Origin of the sequence: Pseudomonas sp. DVZ6 (assembly GCF_024259445.1) — a bacterium.
GTDB classification, from domain to species: domain Bacteria; phylum Pseudomonadota; class Gammaproteobacteria; order Pseudomonadales; family Pseudomonadaceae; genus Aquipseudomonas; species Aquipseudomonas peradeniyensis.
The window spans coordinates 35,144-53,814 of record NZ_JANCLM010000010.1; the positions used below are offsets into that span (position 1 = coordinate 35,144).

The 18,671-nt window shown below is 65.5% G+C and carries 16 protein-coding genes; 11 read left to right on the forward strand and 5 right to left on the reverse strand.

Going from position 1 to position 18,671, the window contains the following annotated elements; translation table 11 throughout:
- The 3 genes from NMG10_RS07845 to NMG10_RS07855 all read right to left on the reverse strand — a co-directional run bounded on the left by NMG10_RS07845 (position 1) and on the right by NMG10_RS07855 (position 5,072).
- Positions 1–540 (reverse strand): (2Fe-2S)-binding protein, encoded by a 540-nt coding sequence (locus NMG10_RS07845; RefSeq protein WP_110738705.1) that lies wholly within the window; start codon positions 538–540, stop codon positions 1–3.
- The gene (locus NMG10_RS07850) at positions 533–3,364 is read right to left on the reverse strand and encodes a xanthine dehydrogenase family protein molybdopterin-binding subunit (RefSeq protein WP_254464118.1); all 2,832 of its coding nucleotides are present in this window, start codon (positions 3,362–3,364) and stop codon (positions 533–535) included. The genes NMG10_RS07845 and NMG10_RS07850 overlap by 8 nt, the downstream gene beginning before the upstream one ends.
- A 364-nt stretch (positions 3,365–3,728) precedes the next feature.
- Positions 3,729–5,072, reverse strand: coding sequence for an OprD family porin (locus NMG10_RS07855; protein ID WP_232855523.1), 1,344 nt, complete (start codon positions 5,070–5,072; stop codon positions 3,729–3,731).
- 279 nt (positions 5,073–5,351) lie between these two features.
- On the opposite strand from NMG10_RS07855, the gene NMG10_RS07860 reads away from it, so the two are divergent.
- Positions 5,352–5,675: a DUF2790 domain-containing protein gene (locus tag NMG10_RS07860; RefSeq protein WP_186733182.1), complete on the forward strand. Its 324-nt coding sequence runs from the start codon at positions 5,352–5,354 to the stop codon at positions 5,673–5,675.
- A gap of 1 nt (position 5,676) precedes the next feature.
- On the opposite strand, the gene NMG10_RS07865 is transcribed toward NMG10_RS07860, so the two are convergent.
- On the reverse strand, positions 5,677–6,831 hold the full coding sequence (locus NMG10_RS07865) for a diguanylate cyclase (RefSeq protein ID WP_232855524.1): 1,155 nt from the start codon (positions 6,829–6,831) through the stop codon (positions 5,677–5,679).
- A 120-nt stretch (positions 6,832–6,951) separates the two neighbouring features.
- Positions 6,952–7,836, reverse strand: coding sequence for a LysR substrate-binding domain-containing protein (locus tag NMG10_RS07870; RefSeq protein ID WP_203652388.1), 885 nt, complete (start codon positions 7,834–7,836; stop codon positions 6,952–6,954).
- Between the two features lie 104 nt (positions 7,837–7,940).
- Between NMG10_RS07870 and NMG10_RS07875 the strand changes: the two genes are divergently transcribed.
- The 10 genes from NMG10_RS07875 (at position 7,941) to NMG10_RS07920 (ending at position 18,651) form a co-directional block, all read left to right on the forward strand.
- Positions 7,941–8,888 carry a DMT family transporter gene (locus tag NMG10_RS07875; RefSeq protein WP_254464119.1) on the forward strand — a complete coding sequence of 316 codons (948 nt, stop codon included), beginning with the start codon at positions 7,941–7,943 and terminating at the stop codon, positions 8,886–8,888.
- Positions 8,889–9,084: 196 nt separating this feature from the next.
- Positions 9,085–9,921 carry a glutathione-dependent disulfide-bond oxidoreductase gene (gene yghU / locus NMG10_RS07880; protein WP_254464120.1) on the forward strand — a complete coding sequence of 279 codons (837 nt, stop codon included), beginning with the start codon at positions 9,085–9,087 and terminating at the stop codon, positions 9,919–9,921.
- A 174-nt stretch (positions 9,922–10,095) separates the two neighbouring features.
- A complete protein-coding gene (locus tag NMG10_RS07885) occupies positions 10,096–10,659 on the forward strand; it encodes a hypothetical protein (RefSeq protein ID WP_203652631.1) in 564 nt (187 codons plus the stop codon).
- 16 nt (positions 10,660–10,675) lie between these two features.
- Positions 10,676–11,260 (forward strand): hypothetical protein, encoded by a 585-nt coding sequence (locus NMG10_RS07890; protein WP_254464121.1) that lies wholly within the window; start codon positions 10,676–10,678, stop codon positions 11,258–11,260.
- Between the two features lie 185 nt (positions 11,261–11,445).
- Positions 11,446–13,161 carry an amidase gene (locus NMG10_RS07895; RefSeq protein ID WP_232855527.1) on the forward strand — a complete coding sequence of 572 codons (1,716 nt, stop codon included), beginning with the start codon at positions 11,446–11,448 and terminating at the stop codon, positions 13,159–13,161.
- Positions 13,162–13,392: 231 nt separating this feature from the next.
- Positions 13,393–14,079, forward strand: coding sequence for a transcriptional regulator (locus NMG10_RS07900; RefSeq protein WP_254464122.1), 687 nt, complete (start codon positions 13,393–13,395; stop codon positions 14,077–14,079).
- 15 nt (positions 14,080–14,094) lie between these two features.
- Complete coding sequence (locus tag NMG10_RS07905; protein WP_254464123.1) at positions 14,095–15,009, forward strand: pyridoxal-phosphate dependent enzyme; 915 nt, start codon at positions 14,095–14,097, stop codon at positions 15,007–15,009.
- Between the two features lie 310 nt (positions 15,010–15,319).
- The gene (locus tag NMG10_RS07910; protein ID WP_254464124.1) at positions 15,320–15,934 is read left to right on the forward strand and encodes a TetR family transcriptional regulator C-terminal domain-containing protein; all 615 of its coding nucleotides are present in this window, start codon (positions 15,320–15,322) and stop codon (positions 15,932–15,934) included.
- A gap of 344 nt (positions 15,935–16,278) precedes the next feature.
- Positions 16,279–17,376, forward strand: coding sequence for a carboxynorspermidine decarboxylase (gene nspC / locus NMG10_RS07915; protein WP_232855531.1), 1,098 nt, complete (start codon positions 16,279–16,281; stop codon positions 17,374–17,376).
- A gap of 30 nt (positions 17,377–17,406) precedes the next feature.
- Positions 17,407–18,651: a saccharopine dehydrogenase family protein gene (locus tag NMG10_RS07920; protein ID WP_028691662.1), complete on the forward strand. Its 1,245-nt coding sequence runs from the start codon at positions 17,407–17,409 to the stop codon at positions 18,649–18,651.
- Positions 18,652–18,671 lie beyond the last annotated feature (20 nt).

Genomic DNA, 18,671 nt, shown 5'->3' on the forward strand with positions numbered 1-18,671 from the left:
TCAACCCTCCTTGACCAGGCCGAGGTCACCCAGCACTTCGCGGGTCGCCTCGTAGTAACGCACGTAGCCGGTGCAGCGGCACACATGGTGGCCGAGGCTGGCCTCGATGGCGCCCTCCAGCTCACTCTGCTTCAGCGGCTTGCGCTGGGCCTTTTCCACCAGCACCGTGGCGGCGTTGACGAAGCCCGGCGCGCAGTAGCTGCACTGGAAGGCGAAGCGGTCGACGAACTTCTGCTGGATCGGGTTCAGCTCGCCGGGGTTGCCGGCTTCGTCGAGCTTGGCGTGGCCTTCGATGGTGCGGACTTTCTTGCCCTCGAAGTAATGCGCGCCGGTGATGCAGGTGCGCACTTCCTCGCTGGTGCCGTCGGGATTGTCGACGATCACCACGCAGGCATGGCAGATGCCCTGGCCGCAGCCAAGACGCGAGCCGGTGAGGTTCTGGTATTCGTGCAGGAAGTCGATCATCGCCAGGTCATCGGGGACCACTTCGGTGACGACAGGTTGACCGTTGAGGGTCAGTTGCAGCTTGCGGTCAGCCATTGAGGGCCTCCTTGACTCGGGCGGGGGTGATGGGCAGGTCGCGCACGCGCTTGCCGATGGCATGGGCCACGGCGTTGCCGATGGCGCCGACCACCGGGATCATCACCACTTCGGCGATGCCCTTGGACGGGTCGGTCGGCGACAGCGGCGGCAGGATCTCCGAAGTCTGCTTCCACACCGCCACATGTTTGGCCATCGGCAGGCGGTAACGGTTGAAGTTCCAGTCGCCCTCGCCCGGGCCACCCTCGTACAGCGGCATTTCTTCCAGCAGCGCATGGCCGATGCCCATGGCGATACCGCCCTCGAGCTGGCCCTTGACCAGCTCCGGCACCAGCACCCGGCCGCACTCGACCCAGCTGTGGTGGTTGAGCACCGTCACCTCGCCGCTGCCCTTGTTGACCTTGACCTCGACGATGGTCGCCACCGGGCTGTAGTAGGTGACCATGGCGTTGTTCAGCTGGGTGGCCGGGTACTCGGCGTTCTGCCGGTCAAGCAGGTGGAAGCCGGCGCTGTTCATCTGCGCCTTCTTCGCGTTCACCGCGCCGTCGCCGTACTTTACCGCCACGGCATCGAGCGGCAGGCGCTCGCGCACGCCGTCGATGACGTAGTCGGCCTCGGCCCAGCTCCAGCGGTTGAAACCGTGCACGCTGACACCGGTGACCAGGCCCATCTCATGGGCTTTCTTGGCCAGCGTGGCGAACGGGATCGGCGCCAGGCCGTTGCCGGTCAGCTCACCGTTGACCCACACCGCGTTCTCGCGGCGCACCACCAGCGGGTTGGCCTGACCGCCATACGGGCCCTGGCTCCACAGGGCCATGGCCGCCGGCCACAGGCCGTGGTTGAACAGCACGCGGGCCGCTTCGCGGGTGGCGTGGCTGAAGTAGAACGCCGAGTTGGTCGCCGACGACGGCGAAGCCAGCTTGCCGACCCAGCGCGGGTTGCGCAGCGCGGCGTCCTGCTCGGCCTGGCTGATCAGGTAGGGGTTGCCGCTGGTGGTCAGCGCCAGCTCCGGCCATTCGGTCTGGGCGGTCATGACCTCGTCGGCGACACGGCCGAGGAAGTCGCTGACCACCAGGGCCTGGGAGGTGGACATACCGGTGCCCAGTTCGGTGCCGATATGGCGCAGGCTGATACGGCCGTCAGCGGTGAACTCGACTGCCGCCATCGGCGCCTCGGAGCCGGTGCCGAAGTCTTTCTGGGTGATGGCAAAGCCCACGCCGTACCAGTTGTCGTGGTCCTTGGCGTCTTCGGCCTGCTTGCGCGCCTGGCGGTTCTTCCACCAGTCGTGCGCGGCGGCCTTGTCGAGGATCTCGTGCAGGCGCAGGGCACCGGCGGGCACCGCGCCCTGGGTGTTCTTCATGCCCGACTTGAGCGCGTTCTTGCGGCGCAGCTCGATGGCGTCAACGCCCAGGCGGTCGGCGATCTCGTCGACCATCATCTCGGTGGCGGCCATGCTCTGCAGGGTGCCGTAGCCGCGCATGGAGCCTGCCTCGACGCCACGGGAATGGTAGGCGGTCACCGACAGGTCGTTCTGCGGCATATAGTAGATCGACTGCGCCGCGGTGGCGCCCACGGCGGCCACCGACGGGCTGTAGTTGATGCGCCCGCCGCCGTCGACGCTCATGTCGGCGCGGAAAATCTTGAAGCTCATGTCCTTCTTGTCGACGGCCAGCTGGTAGCGGATGTCGAACGGGTGGCGCTTGATGCCACTCTGGAACTGCTCATAGCGGTCGTTGGCCAGGCGGATCGGCACGCCCGCGCCGTACAGGGCGGCGACGGCGGCGTAGAACACGAAGATGTTGTTGTCCTTGGAGCCGTAGCCGACGGTGTAGCCCGGGTGCATGTTCAGGTGCTTCAGGCCGAAGCGCGACGGCTTGATCATGTGCACGCATTCCTGCGCCACTTCGAACGGGCACTGGGTGGCCACGACGAAATGCAGGGTGCCGGTGGCCGGGTCGAACCAGCCGTTGCCGTTGTCCGGCTCGAGGGCCGCGGGCTCGATCGACGGGGTCTTGTAGCGTTCGTCGAACAGCAACCAGTCTTCCGGCGGCTGCTTGAGCTGCTCGTCGATGCGCTGGGCGTAGAACATCCCCTGCTCGGTGAGGGTGCCGTGCTGCTTGGGCTCGGCGGTCCATACCGGCTTGCGCGCCAGGATGGTGGGGAACAGCATGGTGTTCTTCAGGCTCGAGTATTCGTCCTCGTCGAACGGCGTCTTGCCGCCCACGCGCACGAAACGGAAGCTGCCGTAGGGGTCGCGCTGGTACAGCGGCGCCTGGGCGCCATAGCGGATTGCCTGGTCGTTGAACTGCAGCTTGAGCTTGGCCTTGCGGAAACGCTCGAAGTCGTTCCAGATCAGGATCGCCACCGGGTGGCCGATGAACATCGGCACCTGGCCCGGCGGCAGCAGCGGGTCCGGCGAATGGGCTTCGGGCCAGGCGATGCCGTCCTTCTTCAGGTCGTCGGCGGTGACGATACGGTCCGGCTGCAGCTCGGCGCCCAGCAGCGACAGGTCATGGCCTGCGTAGATGCGGTCGGCCTTGGTGGCCTTGAGCAGCATGGCGTGGCCCTGCTGCTGCGGCCAGCCGGGCATGTCCTTGGCGCGGATGTCGCGGGCGAACACCTTGTTGCCACAGACCTTGGACAGCGCGTCGTTACGAAAACGCGCCTTGCCGTCGTGGTTCATCCACTTCTGCGGCGAGGTGGTGACCTTGTTTTCCATCAGGGCGGCGAAGGCCTGGCTGCCGAGCGGCGCCAGGGTCACGCCGACACCGGCGATCAGCCCGCCTTGCAGGAACGAACGCCGGGAAATATCACGGTTGGACATGGTTGATCCTCTGGGTAGCTCTTGGGCTGCCCATGCTTTTTCTGGTGCTTGAGAAACTGGGAGGGCGCGCACGATCACAAAAACTGACTGCGAAGTCAAGTTGACGATCGTAGGGTACCTCTGCAAGTCAAGCAGACAACTTGTCGCGGGGTGGGGCCTTCGATTGGATAGGGCCCATGGCGAGGGCAAGCGAGGCATCGCTACTGCTTGGCACGGGCGTTGCCCGTGATCGCGGGACAAGCCCGCTCCTACAGGTGGGGGGGCGAAATCGGGGGCAAAAAAAAGACGCCTCATTGGAGGCGTCAAGACATTCACCTGTAACCAAAGGAGCACGTGGGCTTCTCAAGGTGAATTCGGGAAATGCTCAGAGGATCGACAGGGGGTACTCGACGATCACCCGCACCTCGTCCAGGTCCGATTCAAAGGCCGTGGCCCGGGTGGTGGCCTGGCGCACGCGCAGCGACAGGTCCTTGGCCGCGCCGGTCTGCACCACGTACTTGACCTCGATGTCGCGCTCCCAGCGCTTCTGGTCGGTGAGCGGGTCGCCGTTGTCATCGCGGCGCATGTAGTAGGCGTTGGCGTGGCTGTAGTCGGCGTCGCTGCCACGGCCATAGCGGGTCATGAACGACAGCCCCGGCACCCCGTAGGCGGCCATGTTCAGGTCGTAGCGCAGCATCCACGAACGCTCCTTCGGCGAGTTGAAGTCGCTGTACTGGATGGAGTTGTCGAGGAAGATCGAGTCGGACTGGCGCAGGTAGTCGAAATCGTCGTCGCCGTTGTTGCGCTGGTGGGTCAGCGCGACGGTGTGGGCGCCGTAGCGCACGCCGAGCTTGGCGCTCCAGATGTCGTTGTCGAACTGTCCCAGGCGCTGACGCCCTTCATCCTTGGCATTGTAGAAATTGAACCCGCCGATCAGCGCCAGGTCATCGGACAACGGCCAGGTCACGCTGGTGCCGGCGTAGTACTGGTTCCACACGTCCTTCAGGCGGCTGCCGAACAGGCTCACGCTGACGTTTTCGTTGATCGCGTAGTCGCCGCCGCCGTAGGCGATCCATGGCGAGTCCACCGGGCCGCCGTAGAAGGTCACGAAGTTCTCGCGCAGGTCGCTGGACACCGGCTGGCTCATGGCGTGCAGGCGCCCGGCCTGCAGCGTCAAGCCTTGCAGGCTGGTGTTCTCCAGGGTCACCCCGCGAAAGCTTTCCGGCAGCAGCCGCGAGTCGCCGGCAGCGACCACCGGGTTGACCGGGAACACATCGCCCACCCGCAGCACGGTGTCGAACAGGCGCACCTTGGCCGCGCCGCCGACCTTGCTGTATTCGTCGCGGGCCTGGCCATCACGGTCCACCGGCAGCACGTCGAACGAACTGCGCCCGCCGTTGCGCCCGCCACCGGTGTCGAGCTTGAGCCCGAGCATGGCGAAGGCATCCACGCCGACGCCCACCGTGCCCTGGGTGAAACCGGATTCGAAGCGGGTGATGATGGCGTGGGCCCAGGCTTCGGAGTAGCCGTTGTCGCTGGCCTTGCCGGGGTTGTAGGTGGGCGCGCGACCGTCGCGATGGTCACGGTTGAAATAGTAATTGCGGTTGAGCACGCTCAGGCGGCTGCCCTCGATGAACCCTTCCTGCTGCTCTTGCGCGGCCCAGGCTGCCGGGCCGAAGCCGGCCAGCGCCACCAGGGCGGCCAGGGAAAGTGTTGGATTGCTTGTCATCCGTTGCTCCTTCGATTGCGGCTGTTCTTGTTGTCGGGCCTTGGCGCTGGAGCGTCCCTGGTCTGGCCAGATGCGTGCGCACCCAGCCCCGTTGGCCGAGCCTGATGCTCGCCGCTGGCGGATAACGGGAAGGTGATGGGGGGATTACAATCGTGTCATTCGCGGCCGTGGGATCGGCATCCCCGGCCACCTTTCATATCTGTAACTCGGGCGTCATGCCGCTGTCGGCTGCCCGTCGCTAGCGTGGACTGCGAAACGAACCTTTCGGAGACACGCACCATGCTACGACCGACCCTGATCGCCGCCCTGCTGGCGCTTTCCCTTTCGGCCCAGGCCACGGGCTTTTCCAGGCTGGACAACGAGCAGCTGCTTGAAGACCACCAGCAGGCCGTGGCGGCCTACGCGGCGCAACGCGCCAAGCCGATGCCGGAGATCGTCGACTATCGCTATGGCATGAAGCTCGACGTCGCCCGCCTCGTGCGCCAGTCGGGCGACCCGCGCACCTGCGAGGTGGTGCCCCGGCTGATGACCTTCGAGGACAGCCAGGGCACCCTGCGCACCGTGCGCTATTCGGTGCAGTCGCAATGCATCAACAACAAGTAGCTCAGCCGCGCAGCCCGTCCACCAGCTGCAGGCTGTTGCGCCCGCCGCGCTTGGAGGCGTACAGCAGCACGTCGCCCTGCTCGATCAGGGCCGCCAGGCTGGCCGGTGGCCGGTCGAACAGGTTGGCGCCGATGCTCAGGGTCACCGCTTCGGGGGTGCGGAACAATTGCTCGGCCGTGGCCTGGAACTGCCGGCGCAAGGTATCGGCCAGCTGTTCAATGGCCTGGCGCGACGCATCACCCAGCAGGATGACGAACTCGTCACCACCGAGGCGCGCGGCGATCGCCCGCTCCGGCAGCAACGCCCGGATCATTTCGCTCAAGGCCACCAGCAGGCGGTCGCCGGCGGCATGCCCGTGCAGGTCGTTGACCAGCTTGAAGTGGTCGATGTCGATCAGCAACAGAGCACCCGGACGTTGCGGCGAGACCTCCTTCAGCAAGTTCGCCGCCCGCACCTCCAGGGCGCGACGGTTGTACAGCGCGGTCAGCGGATCGCGCGCGGCCAGGCGCTCGATGCGCTCCTCGCGGCGGTAGCGCACAGTGCCGGTCATCGACAGGGCGATCAGCATGATCGCCATGGCACCCTCCACCAGCGACGCCTGGATGATCTGCCCGCGGAACGCCGTGAGGTCGATCAGCGTCCCCGGCAGCAGCGCCGGCAAGGTCTTGGCCAGGTAGAACAGGCCATGCAGCAGCAGGATGTAGCGCAGCTGGACCGCCCCCACGCTGAGGGACTTGCCGTGCGGGCGCAGCAATGCACTGGCGTACAGGGTGAAGCTGGCGACCAGCAGCGAGTTGACCACCAGGAAAGTCTTCGACCACAGCGGCCATTGCGGCAGCAGCAACAGGCCGAGCCAGAGCAGCGGCGCCAGGTAGCAGGCCCGTGACAGGCGCGCCTCGGTGAAGCGCGAAACCCCCAGTAAAAACAGCCAGTGGGCGGCGACCAGCATGCCATTGGCGAACCAGATGCCGATGAACAGATAACCACTGCCGCGCAGCAGGGCAAGCGAGGAGCCGACGCTGATGGTGGCGAAGCTGGCGCTCCAGCACAGCAAGGAAGACTCGCGCACACTGATCCATTCCACGGCCAGGTACAAGGCGGCGACCGCGGCCAGGGCAATGGAGAGGGTCAGCAGGGTGGAAGCGTCGAACGCCATGGGTGGGAGTGGCCTGTGATTTACCGTTCAGAGCGCTGATTGTATGTGCTCGACAGCGTTTGCACAGGTACATTTGATATCCAAATGATGGCATTTCGACGCGCAACACATCCGTCCGCGCTATTGCCCGGAAAGGAAGCTCACCAGCTGCCGCCCATGGGAGCTCAGCGCCTCCCAGCCACGAAAGCAGATGCGCAGTTCCAGGGTCGCCCAGCGCTCCTCCAGCGCCACCCGGCGCACCGCCAGTTCCTGTTCGGCGCGTACCGCGGCGGTCTCGGGCAGCATGGCGATGCCGGCGTGCTGGGCCACCAGCTGGGCGATGGCTTCGAAGCTGGGGGCGCGTACCCGCACCTTCAGCGGCATGGCCAGGTTCATCGCCAGCTCCTCGACGAAACGCTGCATGGCGCGCTCGGCCGGCAGACAGACGAAGGGAAAACCCAGGGCGTCCGCCAGGCGCAGCTGGCCACGCCCGGCCAACGGGTGATCGAGCGGCACCAGCAGCACCAGCCGCTCGGTGCGAAACGGCAGCGACACCAGGCCATCATTGACCAGGTTGCCGTCGTACACGCCGATCTCGCACTCACCGGCCAGCACCACCCGCAGCACATCGATGCTCTTGTGCTCGACCAGTTGCAGGTCCACCTCCGGGTAGTCGGCCAGGAACGGCCCGAGCACCGCCGGCAGCAAGGTGCTGTTGGTCACCGTGGAGGCCGCCAGGTGCAGGGTAATGCGCCGCTGGCCGGCCAGCTCGCCTAGGGTGTCGTGCAGCTTCTGCGCCTCGCCCAGCACGCCGCGCGCCGACTCCAGCACCAGGCGCCCGGCGGGGGTCAGCTGCATGCCGTCGGCCTTGCGCAGGAACAGGGTCAGGCCACAGCGCGCCTCGAACAGGCGCAGCCGGGTGCTGGCGGCCGACACCGCCACCGGAAAGGTCGCCGCCGCCTTGCTCAGGCTACCGGTCGCGGCAATGGCCGCGAGCAGGCGCAGGTCCACGAGATCGAAGTGCATCGAGGCTTCTCCAAATCAGAACGCCATGTTCGAGAAAAAGCGATTCTAGCCTGCCTGCGTTCTGCGCAGAATAAGCCACGCCCCTTTGCCGTCACGGACCTGTCATGACCCACCTGCCCGCCCCGCTCCACCGCGCCCTCGCCAACGGCAGCCTGTATGCCGTGCTCGCGGCCCTGGGTTTCAGCTTCAAGGCCATCTTCGTCAAGCTCGCCGGCCCCGTGGACGCCATCAGCCTGCTGGCGCTGCGCATGGCCTTGTCGCTGCCGCTGTTCGCCTGGCTGGTGTGGGCCAGCCGCGGCCAGGGCGGAGCGCCGCTGAGCGCCGGCGATGGCCTGCGGGTCGCCCTGCTCGGCCTGTTCGGCTACTACCTGGCCAGCCTGTTCGACTTCTATGGATTGCAGTTCATCAGCGCCGGCCTCGAGCGCTTGATCCTGTTCACCTACCCGACCCTGGTGCTGGTGATCCAGGCCGTCGTCCAACGCGAACGCCCCACCTTGCGCACGCTGGCGGCCATGGGCCTGTGCTACCTGGGGCTGGGCATCGCCTTCGTGCATGACATCGGCAGCGCGGGCGGCGGCAACCAGGTGCTGGTCGGCTCGTTGTGGGTATTCGCCAGCGCGGTGACCTATGCCCTGTACTACTCCGGTACCGGGATGATGCTCAAGCGCATGAACTCGATGCGCCTGGCCGGCCTGTGCGGCAGCGCCTCGTCGCTGATGGTGCTGGCCCACTACCTGCTGGTGGCGGATGTCGCGCCGTTGCTGCAGCTGCCGAGCGCGGTGTGGCTCAACGCGGCGCTGATGGCGTTGTTCTCCACGGTGCTGCCGATCTACTGGGTGGCCCTGGCGATCCAGCGCATGGGCCCCACGCACACGGCGGCGGTGGGCAACCTGGGGCCGGTGCTGACCATGCTGGCGTCTTGGCTGATCCTCAGCGAGGCGGTCTCGCTGTACCAGGTGGCCGGGCTGGTACTGGTGTTGTTCGGGGTGTCGCGGCTGAAACCTGCGAAAAAGCCCGCGCCCCAGCCCGCAGCCCCTGCACGGACCATGTAGGAGCGGCCTTGTGCCGCGAAAGGGCTGCATGGCAGCCCCGGCGATTGATGCATCAACGCTGAAACCCCGGGGCCGCTTCGCGCCCCTTTCGCGGCACAAGGCCGCTCCTACACAGAGCATGTCGCGCTTGTGACTATTGGCGAATCCATGGCATAGAAAGCAGTCCACCTGCATAGCGCCATACTGGAGATTCCCCATGAGCAAGCCCTACGTTCCGCCCAAGGTCTGGACCTTCGAGGCGCCCTCCGGCGGCCAGTTCGCCAGCATCAACCGTCCGGTGGCCGGGCCCACCCACGACAAGCCGCTGCCCACCGGCAAGCACCCGCTGCAGCTGTACTCCCTGGCCACGCCCAATGGCGTCAAGGTCACCATCCTCCTGGAAGAACTGCTGGCCCTCGGCCACGGCGGCGCCGAATACGACGCCTGGCTGATCCGCATCGGCGAGGGCGACCAGTTCGCCAGCGGCTTCGTGCAGGTCAATCCCAACTCGAAGATCCCCGCCCTGCTCGACTGCGGCGTCGAACCGCCGGTGCGGGTGTTCGAGTCCGGTTCGATCCTGCTGTACCTCGCGGAAAAGTTCGGCGCCTTCCTGCCCAAGGACATCGCCACGCGCACCGAAACCCTCAACTGGCTGTTCTGGCAGATGGGCTCGGCGCCTTACCTGGGCGGAGGTTTCGGCCACTTCTACGTCTACGCGCCGGAAAAGTTCGAGTACGCCATCAACCGCTTCACCATGGAAGCCAAGCGCCAGCTCGACGTCCTCGACCGCCGCCTGGGCGAAAGTGCCTACCTGGGCGGCCCCGAGTACAGCATCGCCGACATCGCCGTGTGGCCCTGGTATGGCCAGCTGGTGCGTGGCAACCTGTACGGCGCGGCGGAGTTCCTCGCGGTGCACGAATACCCGAACGTACAGCGCTGGGCCGAAACCATCGCCCAGCGCCCGGCCGTACAACGCGGCACCCGGGTCAATCGGACCTGGGGCGAGGAAGCCAGCCAGGTGGCGGAACGCCATTCGGCGGCGGACCTTGCCTGATATCGAACGGGGTCGATTGCCGGCCCTGCTCCCAGGGCGATATCAATTTAATGGCATCGCATCCTAAAGTTCCCTGCAACGCGGCCGTCATCCTGCTCAGATTTCACACCTGTGCAAGGAAGTCCCACGTTGAACACACTGCTGCGAGCCGCCACCCTGGCGGCTCTGCTGTCCATGACCGGTTGCATTTCCTATAACGTCACCGGCCCCGTCGGCACCCCGCCACACCCTGCCTCGGTCACCAGCCCACGCACCGCGCAGATTGCCGACGTGGTGGTGTCCGCCCCCGGCATCGACGAAGCCACGCGCACCACCATCAGCCGCTCGCTGACCAGCCAGCTTGGCCAGTACGTGGAAAAAGGCGGCTACTTCAAGGCCATCAGCGAGTACCCCACTCGCCTCGACGAGCAGGACGTGCTGCTGAAGTTCGACATGACCTCCCTCAAGGGCCGTCGCGCCCCGCACCCGGGCTACTTCCCCGGCGCCCTGCTGACGCTGACGCTGTGGATCTGGGTCAATGGCCCGATCTATGTCGACAGTTTCGATGTCGCCGGCGACCTGGTCATCGTCGACCGCAACGGCAGCGAGCTGGCCAGGGCCAAGGACCAGGTCAAGCTCGAGCGCAATGTCGGCCTGTATGGCCGCGAATACTGGGCACCGACCATGGGCTCGAAACAGCTCAACCAGCTGGTGACCGAACTGATGGACACCGCCACCGTGCAACTGGCCAAACGTTGAAAGAAGGGATCACCCCATGAACGGCTTCAAACACCTGCTGCTGCTCGGCGCACTGCTGCTCGGCGGCTGCGTCTCCTACTCCACCGGCGACCTGCCCCCGGTCGGCACCTGGCCGCCCAAGGCCAGCGTCGAGGCGGTCAAGCCAAGTGCCTACCTGCGCAGCACGTCGCTCTTCAAGGCCAACAACAACCCGGCCACCGCCGCCGCCGGCGCCCAGGCGCAGATGTGGGAAAAGACCCTCACCGAGACTTACCAGGAGTCCGGACGCTTCACCCAGGTGACCACGCAGAAAGGCACGGCCGACCTGTACGCCGAATCGACCCTGACCAACCATGAGCAGTTCGTCGTGGCCTCGGCGTTCATCACCGGCTTCACCTTCTTCATCGTGCCGTCGACCGCCAAGAACACCTTCACCCTGGAGACCGTGTTCAAGGACAAGGACGGCAAGGAAATCGGCCGTGTCAGCAAGAGCGAGTCGGTGCGCACCTGGATGCAGCTGATATTGATCGTCGGCCTGCCGTTCCAGGCCGATACCCGCGACGTGGTCCGCGAACTGGCCCGCAGCACCCTGGACGAGGCGGTACAGCGCAAGTTGCTGTAATCAGCAAAGCCCATCGATAACGGGGGAGCGGCGGTTCGCCGCTCCCCGGTTATTCAGCCCTGCCCCGCAAGCGCCTGAATGCCGCGCTGCAACGAAGCATTTCGCCACTGCATGCCTGCGCCCATCGGGACCTTCTTGCTACACTCGCGCCATGATTTTTCCACCTGCACAACTGTGGTGACAGCATGATCGAGGTAACCGAGGTTTCCATTGCCGAGCTGCGCGACGCGCTCGAGTCCGGCCGCACGACCGCCGTCGAACTGGTCAAGGCCTACCTGGCGCGCATCGACGCCTACGATGGCAAGGACACCGCCACCGCACTCAATGCCGTGGTTGTGCGCAACCCTGACGCGCTCAAGGAGGCCGAAGCCTCCGATGCCCGCCGCGCCCGTGGCGAAACCCTCGGCCCGCTGGACGGCATTCCCTACACCGCCAAGGACAGCTACCTGGTCAAAGGCCTGACCGCCGCCTCCGGCAGCCCGGCGTTCAAGGACCTGGTCGCCCAGCGTGACGCCTTCACCGTCGAGCGCCTGCGCGCCGGCGGCGCCATCTGCCTGGGCAAGACCAACATGCCGCCCATGGCCAACGGCGGTATGCAGCGCGGCGTCTACGGCCGCGCCGAGAGCCCGTACAACGCCGCCTACCTGACCGCGCCCTTCGCCTCCGGCTCGTCCAACGGCGCCGGCACCGCCACCGCTGCCAGCTACAGCGCCTTCGGCCTGGCCGAGGAAACCTGGTCCAGTGGCCGTGGCCCGGCCTCGAACAACGGCCTGTGCGCCTACACCCCGTCGCGCGGGGTGATCTCGGTGCGCGGCAACTGGCCGCTGACGCCGACCATGGACGTGGTCGTGCCCTACGCCCGGACCATGGCCGACCTGCTGGAAATCCTCGACGTGGTGGTGGCCGACGACGCCGACAGCCGCGGCGACCTGTGGCGTCTGCAGCCCTGGGTGCCGATCCCGGCCGCCTCCAGCGTGCGCCCGCAGTCGTACCTGGACCTCGCCGTGGGCGCCGAGTCGCTCAAGGGCAAGCGCTTCGCCGTGCCACGCATGTACATCAACGCCGACAGCGAAGCCGGTACCTCGCAGAAGCCCGGCATCGGCGGCCCGACCGGCCAGCGCATCAACACCCGCGCCAGCGTGATCGACTTGTGGAAGCAAGCCCGCCAGGCGCTGGAAGCGGCCGGTGCCGAAGTGGTCGAGACCGACTTCCCGCTGGTGTCCAACTGCGAGGGCGACCGCCCGGGCGCGCCGACCGTGTTCACCCGCGGCATCGTCAGCAAGGAATTCCTCCATGACGAACTGTGGGAGCTGTCCGGCTGGGCCTTCGACGACTTCCTGCGCGCCAACGACGATCCCAAGCTCAACCGCCTGGCCGATGTCGACGGCCCGCGGATCTTCCCCCACGACCCGGGCACCCTGCCCAACCGTGAGGACGACCTGGCCGCCGGCATGGACGAATACGTCAACATGGCCAAGCGCGGCCTGAAGACCTGGGACCAGATCGCCAGCGTGCCCGATGGCCTGCGCGGCCTGGAAGCCACCCGCAAGCTCGACCTGGAAGACTGGATGGACGCCCAGGGCCTGGATGCGGTGCTGTTCCCCACCGTGGCCGACGTCGGCCCGGCGGACGCCGATGTGAACCCCGCATCGGCGGATATCGCCTGGAGCAACGGCATCTGGGTGGCCAACGGCAACCTGGCGATCCGTCACCTGGGCGTACCGACCGTGACCGTGCCGATGGGCGTGATGGCCGATATCGGCATGCCGGTGGGCCTGACCTTTGCCGGCAAGGCCTACAGTGACAACAATCTGTTGAAATTTGCTGCCGCCTTCGAGTCGACTGGCTCGCGCCGCATGATCCCGCCGCGCACGCCCAAGCTGGCGGACCCACAAGGCTGAAGTACCGGCCACATCCTGTAGGAGCGGCCTTGTGCCGCGAAAGGGCTGCGTAGCAGCCCCAGGCTCAGTGATCAGGCAAAGATCGCCGGGGTCGCTGTGCGCCCCTTTCGCGGCACAAGGCCGCTCCTACAAGGATCGCGCAAGACTTGAGGGGGCGTGATCAACGAGCACGCTGGTAAAACTCAACAAATCATGCAAATATCAACTTTATGTTGATATTTGCATGACGCCATGATCCTCCTCGAAGAACGCCAGCTCACCCTGACCATCCTCAAGGCCACCCTGCAGGCCCTGGGCAGTGTCGTCCCACGCAACGTCGAAATCCTCCTGCACGACCTCGAGCACCCGGAGCGCTCGGTGGTGGCGATCGTCAACGGCCATCTCTCCGGCCGCCGGGTCGGCAGTCCGATTCTCGCCGCCCCCGAGCAGGACCAGGGCTTCAAGGCGCTGATGCAGGCCTCGGCCGACCAACAAGGTTGCGCGCCAGTGGTGCTGCCCGACTACCCCACCACCCTCAAGGGTCGCAGCCTGCGCAGCGCCACGGCGATCTTCCGTGATCGCGACGGCCAGCCCTTCGCCAGCCTGTGCGTGAACACCGATGTCACCGGCCTGGATGCCGTCATGGCCTTTCTCCAGCACTTCCAGCCACTGGGCGCCACACTGGCGGTGACCGACGAGGCGGCCGACATGACCGCGCTGATGGCCGGGATCATCCAGGATGCGCTGCAACGCAGCGGCCAGGGGCGGATGAACAAACAGGCCAAGGTCGAGGCCGTGCGCATCATGCAGGAGCGCGGCCTGTTCATCGTCAAGGGTGGCGTGGAGAAAGCCGCCGAGGCCCTCGGCGTGACCCGCTATACCATCTACAACTACCTGGAGCAGCTGCGCGGCGAACCCGCCACGGCTGCCCGCGACTGAATCCCGGAGCCCATCATGCCGCTGCACATTCCTACCCCACTGATCGAATCCCGCCCGCTGTCCCTGAGCGCCGGCCGCCCGGTGTGGCTCAAGCTCGAAGCCCTGCAACCGTGCGGCTCGTTCAAGCTGCGCGGCGTCGGCCACGCCTGCGAGGTCCACCATGCCCGCGGTGCCCGGCATTTCGTCTCGTCGTCCGGCGGCAACGCCGGCCTGGCGGTGGCCTATGCCGGGCGCAAGCTCGGTGTGCCGGTGACCGTGGTGGTGCCCGAGACCACCACCGAGCGGGCCACGGAACTGCTACGCCTGGAAGACGCCAGCGTGGTCGTGCGCGGCAGTTCCTGGCAGGAAGCCAATGAGCACGCCCAGACCCTGGTCGGCGCGGACGACGCCTTCATCCACCCGTTCGACGATCCGCTGCTGTGGACCGGCCACGCCAGCATGATCGACGAAGTCGCCGCAGCAGGCTTCAAGCCCGACGCGGTGGTGCTTTCGGTTGGCGGCGGCGGCCTGCTCTGCGGGGTGGTCGAGGGCTTGCAGCGCAACGGCTGGCACGACGTACCGGTACTGGCGGTGGAGACCGACGGCGCGGCGTCGCTGCACGCCGCCATGGCCGCCGGGCATACCGTGGAACTGCCGCGCATCGCCTCGGTGGCCACTTCGCTGGGCGCCAAGCGGGTCGCCGAGCAGGCGCTGGCCTGCACCCGCCAGCAGCCGGTGCTCAGCCACCTGGTCAGTGACCGCGAAGCCCTCGACGCCTGCGAGCGGCTGCTGCGCGACCATCGCCTGCTGGTGGAGCCGGCCTGCGGCGCCGCGCTGGCCCTGCTCGAACACCCCGAGGCCATGGCGGCCTACGGCAATGTGCTGGTGATCGTCTGCGGCGGCGCCACCGCCACGCTGGAGCAGATCCGCGCCTGGCGAGCGACCTGCTGATTCGACACAGACCCGTTCTGCTGGAACAAAACCTAATTTTTGATCCAGGGCAAGCCCGCTCTCATGGAACAAAACATAATTCTTTGATTTGACTGGGTAGCGTGGGAGCGGGCTTGCCCCGCGATGCGGTGTATGGCACCGGCTTCGCCGGTGTTCGCGGGTGAACCCGCTCCCACAGGGATAACAGTTCCCTGCGCGACAGCGTAGCCCGAAGGGCTGGGTGATCTGCGCACAGGAATCCGTGCTGCTTCGGCGAGCACGCCACCGCTATATACTTTTGAACATATCGATTCAGAAGTACATGTTTGCCATGCCCAGTATCCGTGACCGCAACCTGCAACTGATCCTTGCTGCCGCCAGCGAAGAGTTCGCCCACCACGGCTTCGCCGCCGCCCGGGTCGATGATATCGCCGCCCGCGCCGGCCTGCCCCGGGCCAATGTGTTCTATTACTTTCGCAACAAGCGCCTGCTTTACGCAGCCGTGCTCGACCTGGTGATGGAGCCGCTGCTACGCGCCGCGCGCAGCCTGGTGCCGGACGCTCACCCCGAGCAGGCCCTGCCCCGCTACTTCAAGGCCAAGGCCGAAGTGGCGCGGCGTCATCCCGGTGCCGTGCGGGTATGGCTCAAGGAAATGCTGCATGGCGCCCGGCAACTGCCAGGCGAGCGCGCCGAGCTGCTGCAGCAGAGTGCCCGGCAGACCCTGGCATGCCTGGCGCAGTGGATGGACCGCGGGCTGATCGTGCGGACCGCGCCAGAGCATCTGCTGCTGTTCCTCTGGTCCACGTCGCTGGCGACCTTCCGCTTCGGCATGGCTCCCGGCAGCTCGGGGCAGATCAAGCCAACCCACGCATCCACCCAGGCCCAGGCCAACCTGCTGCTGCGCAGCCTGCGCCCGGAACCATGGCCATTGGGCAGGATCGCTTGATCGCTATATCAATAAAAATATAACGCCTATCTTACCTGCAAAGCATTGAATGATCGCTCTCTTCCCGCGCTCATCGGATTCTCGCTGCGCCCGGGAACAGCCGATTACGATAGTCACATTCGTTTGTTCAACTTGCTGTTGCCCCAGCAGGAAAAGGCTGTCGGTCGGCCATTGCGGCGCGGACCGGTCCGGCACCAGGGACGGCACAGCCGCGGGCCTGATGGCGCTTCGCCAACGAAGAGCAGCGCAACTCGGACGAAATGCGTCTCGCGCCCTTTCGTAGCGCGGCAAGTGAAGGCACAATGCGTGTCCTTTTTTTGGCCGGCCTGGCCGGGGGCCTTTAAATGATCAAGACGCCGTACTACCTCATCGATAAACAGAAACTGCTGGGCAACATGGAAAAGATTGCCTATGTGCGCCAGCAGTCCGGGGCCAAGGCCCTGCTCGCCCTCAAGTGCTTCGCCACCTGGTCGGTGTTCGACCTGATGCAGCAGTACATGGACGGCACCACTTCCTCCTCGCTGTACGAGCTCAAGCTCGGCCGCCAGAAATTCGCCGGCGAGACCCACGCCTACAGCGTGGCCTGGGCCGACGATGAAGTCGAAGAGATGCTCGAGAACTGCGACAAGATCATCTTCAACTCCATCGGCCAGCTCGAGCGCTTTTCCGAGCAATCCGAGGGCAAGGTGCGCGGCCTGCGCGTCAACCCGCAGGTGAGCAGCTCCGACTACCTGCTGGCCGACCCTGCGCGCCCATTCAGCCGCCTGGGCGAGTGGGACCCGGAAAAGATCGAGAAGGTGATCGAGAAGATCTCCGGCTTCATGTTCCACAACAACTGCGAGAACGGCGACTTCGGCCTGTTCGACAAGATGCTCACGCACATCGAGGAGCGCTTCGGCCACCTCCTGCACAAGGTGGAGTGGGTCAGCCTCGGTGGCGGCATCCATTTCACCGGCGAAGACTACGCGGTGGACGCGTTCTGCGCGCGCCTGAAAGCCTTCTCGGAAAAATATGGCGTGCAGGTCTACCTGGAGCCGGGCGAAGCGGCCATCACCAACAGCGCCTCGCTGGAAGTGACCGTGCTCGACACCCTGTACAACGGCAAGCACCTGGCCGTGGTCGACAGCTCGATCGAGGCGCACCTGCTCGACCTGCTGATCTATCGCCTCAACGCCAAGATGGCGCCCAACGACGGCGCACACACCTACATGGTCTGCGGCAAGTCGTGCCTGGCCGGCGATATCTTCGGCGAGTATCAGTTCGACAAGCCGCTGCAGATCGGTGACCGCCTGTCGTTCGTCGACACCGCCGGTTACACCATGGTCAAGAAAAACTGGTTCAACGGTCTGAAAATGCCGTCCATCGCGGTCAAGCAGCTCGACGGCAGCGTCGAGGTGGTGCGCGAGTTTGGGTTCGACGACTACGTTTCGAGCCTGTCGTAAGACAGGCTTTCATGAAGGAGAGAAGCTGAATTGAAGAAGAACGTTCTTATCATTGGTGCAGGAGGTGTCGCCAAGGTGGTGGCCCACAAGTGCGCACAGCATAACGACGAACTGGGTCGTATTGCGATTGCGTCACGGAACATCTCCAAATGCCAGGCCATCATCGACAGCGTCAAGGCCAAGGGTAGCCTCAAGGTACCCGCCGACATCCAGGCCTTCTCGCTCAACGCCCTCGATGTCGAGGCGACCAAGGCACTGATCCGCGAGACCGAATCGCAGATCGTGATCAACGTTGGTTCCGCCTTCCTCAACATGTCGGTGCTGCGCGCCTGCATCGATACCGGTGTCGCTTATCTTGACACCGCGATTCACGAAGAACCGGGCAAGATCTGCGAAACCCCGCCCTGGTATGGCAACTACGAGTGGAAACACCTCGAGGAATGCCAGCAGAAGAACATTACCGCCATTCTCGGTGTCGGCTTCGACCCGGGTGTGGTGAACAGCTACGCGAAACTCGCGCAGCAGCAGTATTTCGACCGCATTGATTCGATCGACATCCTCGACGTCAATGCCGGTTCCCACGGCAAGTACTTCGCCACCAACTTCGACCCGGAAATCAACTTCCGCGAGTTCACCGGGCAGGTGTGGAGCTGGCAGAACAGCCAGTGGACCAGCAACACCATGTTCGAAGTCAAGCGTACCGACGACCTGCCGGTGGTGGGTTCGCAGAACCTGTACCTGACCGGCCACGACGAGGTGCACTCGATCTCGAAGAACCTGAACGTGCCAAACGTACGTTTCTGGATGAGCTTCGGCGAGCACTACATCAACGTGTTCACCGTGCTGAAGAACCTCGGCCTGCTTTCCGAGCAACCGGTCAAGACCGCCGAAGGCCTGGAAGTGGTGCCGCTGAAAGTGGTCAAGGCCGTGCTGCCGGATCCGGCCTCGCTGGCCCCGGGCTACACCGGCAAGACCTGTATCGGTGACCTGGTCAAGGGCACCAAGGATGGCCAGCCGCGCGAAGTGTTCATCTACAACGTGGCTGATCACGAAGAAGCCTACGCCGAGACTGACAGCCAGGGCATCTCCTACACCGCCGGCGTGCCGCCGGTGGCCGCCGCGCTGCTGGTCGCCCGTGGCGAGTGGGACGCCGGGCGCATGGTCAACGTCGAGGAGCTGCCGGCCGAGCCGTTCCTCAAGGCGCTGGACGTGATGGGCCTGCCGACCCGCGTCAAGGATGAAAAAGGCGATCGTCCGTGGGACGCTGAAGCCTAAGCTGCACGACGAAGGGGCGC

Coding starts and splice junctions, on each gene's coding strand:
- NMG10_RS07845 (WP_110738705.1), bottom strand. CDS start 540: ATGGCTGACCGCAAGCTGCAACTGACCCTCAACGGTCAACCTGTCGTC.
- NMG10_RS07850 (WP_254464118.1), bottom strand. CDS start 3,364: ATGTCCAACCGTGATATTTCCCGGCGTTCGTTCCTGCAAGGCGGGCTG.
- NMG10_RS07855 (WP_232855523.1), bottom strand. CDS start 5,072: ATGACAAGCAATCCAACACTTTCCCTGGCCGCCCTGGTGGCGCTGGCC.
- NMG10_RS07860 (WP_186733182.1), top strand. CDS start 5,352: ATGCTACGACCGACCCTGATCGCCGCCCTGCTGGCGCTTTCCCTTTCG.
- NMG10_RS07865 (WP_232855524.1), bottom strand. CDS start 6,831: ATGGCGTTCGACGCTTCCACCCTGCTGACCCTCTCCATTGCCCTGGCC.
- NMG10_RS07870 (WP_203652388.1), bottom strand. CDS start 7,836: ATGCACTTCGATCTCGTGGACCTGCGCCTGCTCGCGGCCATTGCCGCG.
- NMG10_RS07875 (WP_254464119.1), top strand. CDS start 7,941: ATGACCCACCTGCCCGCCCCGCTCCACCGCGCCCTCGCCAACGGCAGC.
- yghU (WP_254464120.1), top strand. CDS start 9,085: ATGAGCAAGCCCTACGTTCCGCCCAAGGTCTGGACCTTCGAGGCGCCC.
- NMG10_RS07885 (WP_203652631.1), top strand. CDS start 10,096: ATGACCGGTTGCATTTCCTATAACGTCACCGGCCCCGTCGGCACCCCG.
- NMG10_RS07890 (WP_254464121.1), top strand. CDS start 10,676: ATGAACGGCTTCAAACACCTGCTGCTGCTCGGCGCACTGCTGCTCGGC.
- NMG10_RS07895 (WP_232855527.1), top strand. CDS start 11,446: ATGATCGAGGTAACCGAGGTTTCCATTGCCGAGCTGCGCGACGCGCTC.
- NMG10_RS07900 (WP_254464122.1), top strand. CDS start 13,393: ATGATCCTCCTCGAAGAACGCCAGCTCACCCTGACCATCCTCAAGGCC.
- NMG10_RS07905 (WP_254464123.1), top strand. CDS start 14,095: ATGCCGCTGCACATTCCTACCCCACTGATCGAATCCCGCCCGCTGTCC.
- NMG10_RS07910 (WP_254464124.1), top strand. CDS start 15,320: ATGCCCAGTATCCGTGACCGCAACCTGCAACTGATCCTTGCTGCCGCC.
- nspC (WP_232855531.1), top strand. CDS start 16,279: ATGATCAAGACGCCGTACTACCTCATCGATAAACAGAAACTGCTGGGC.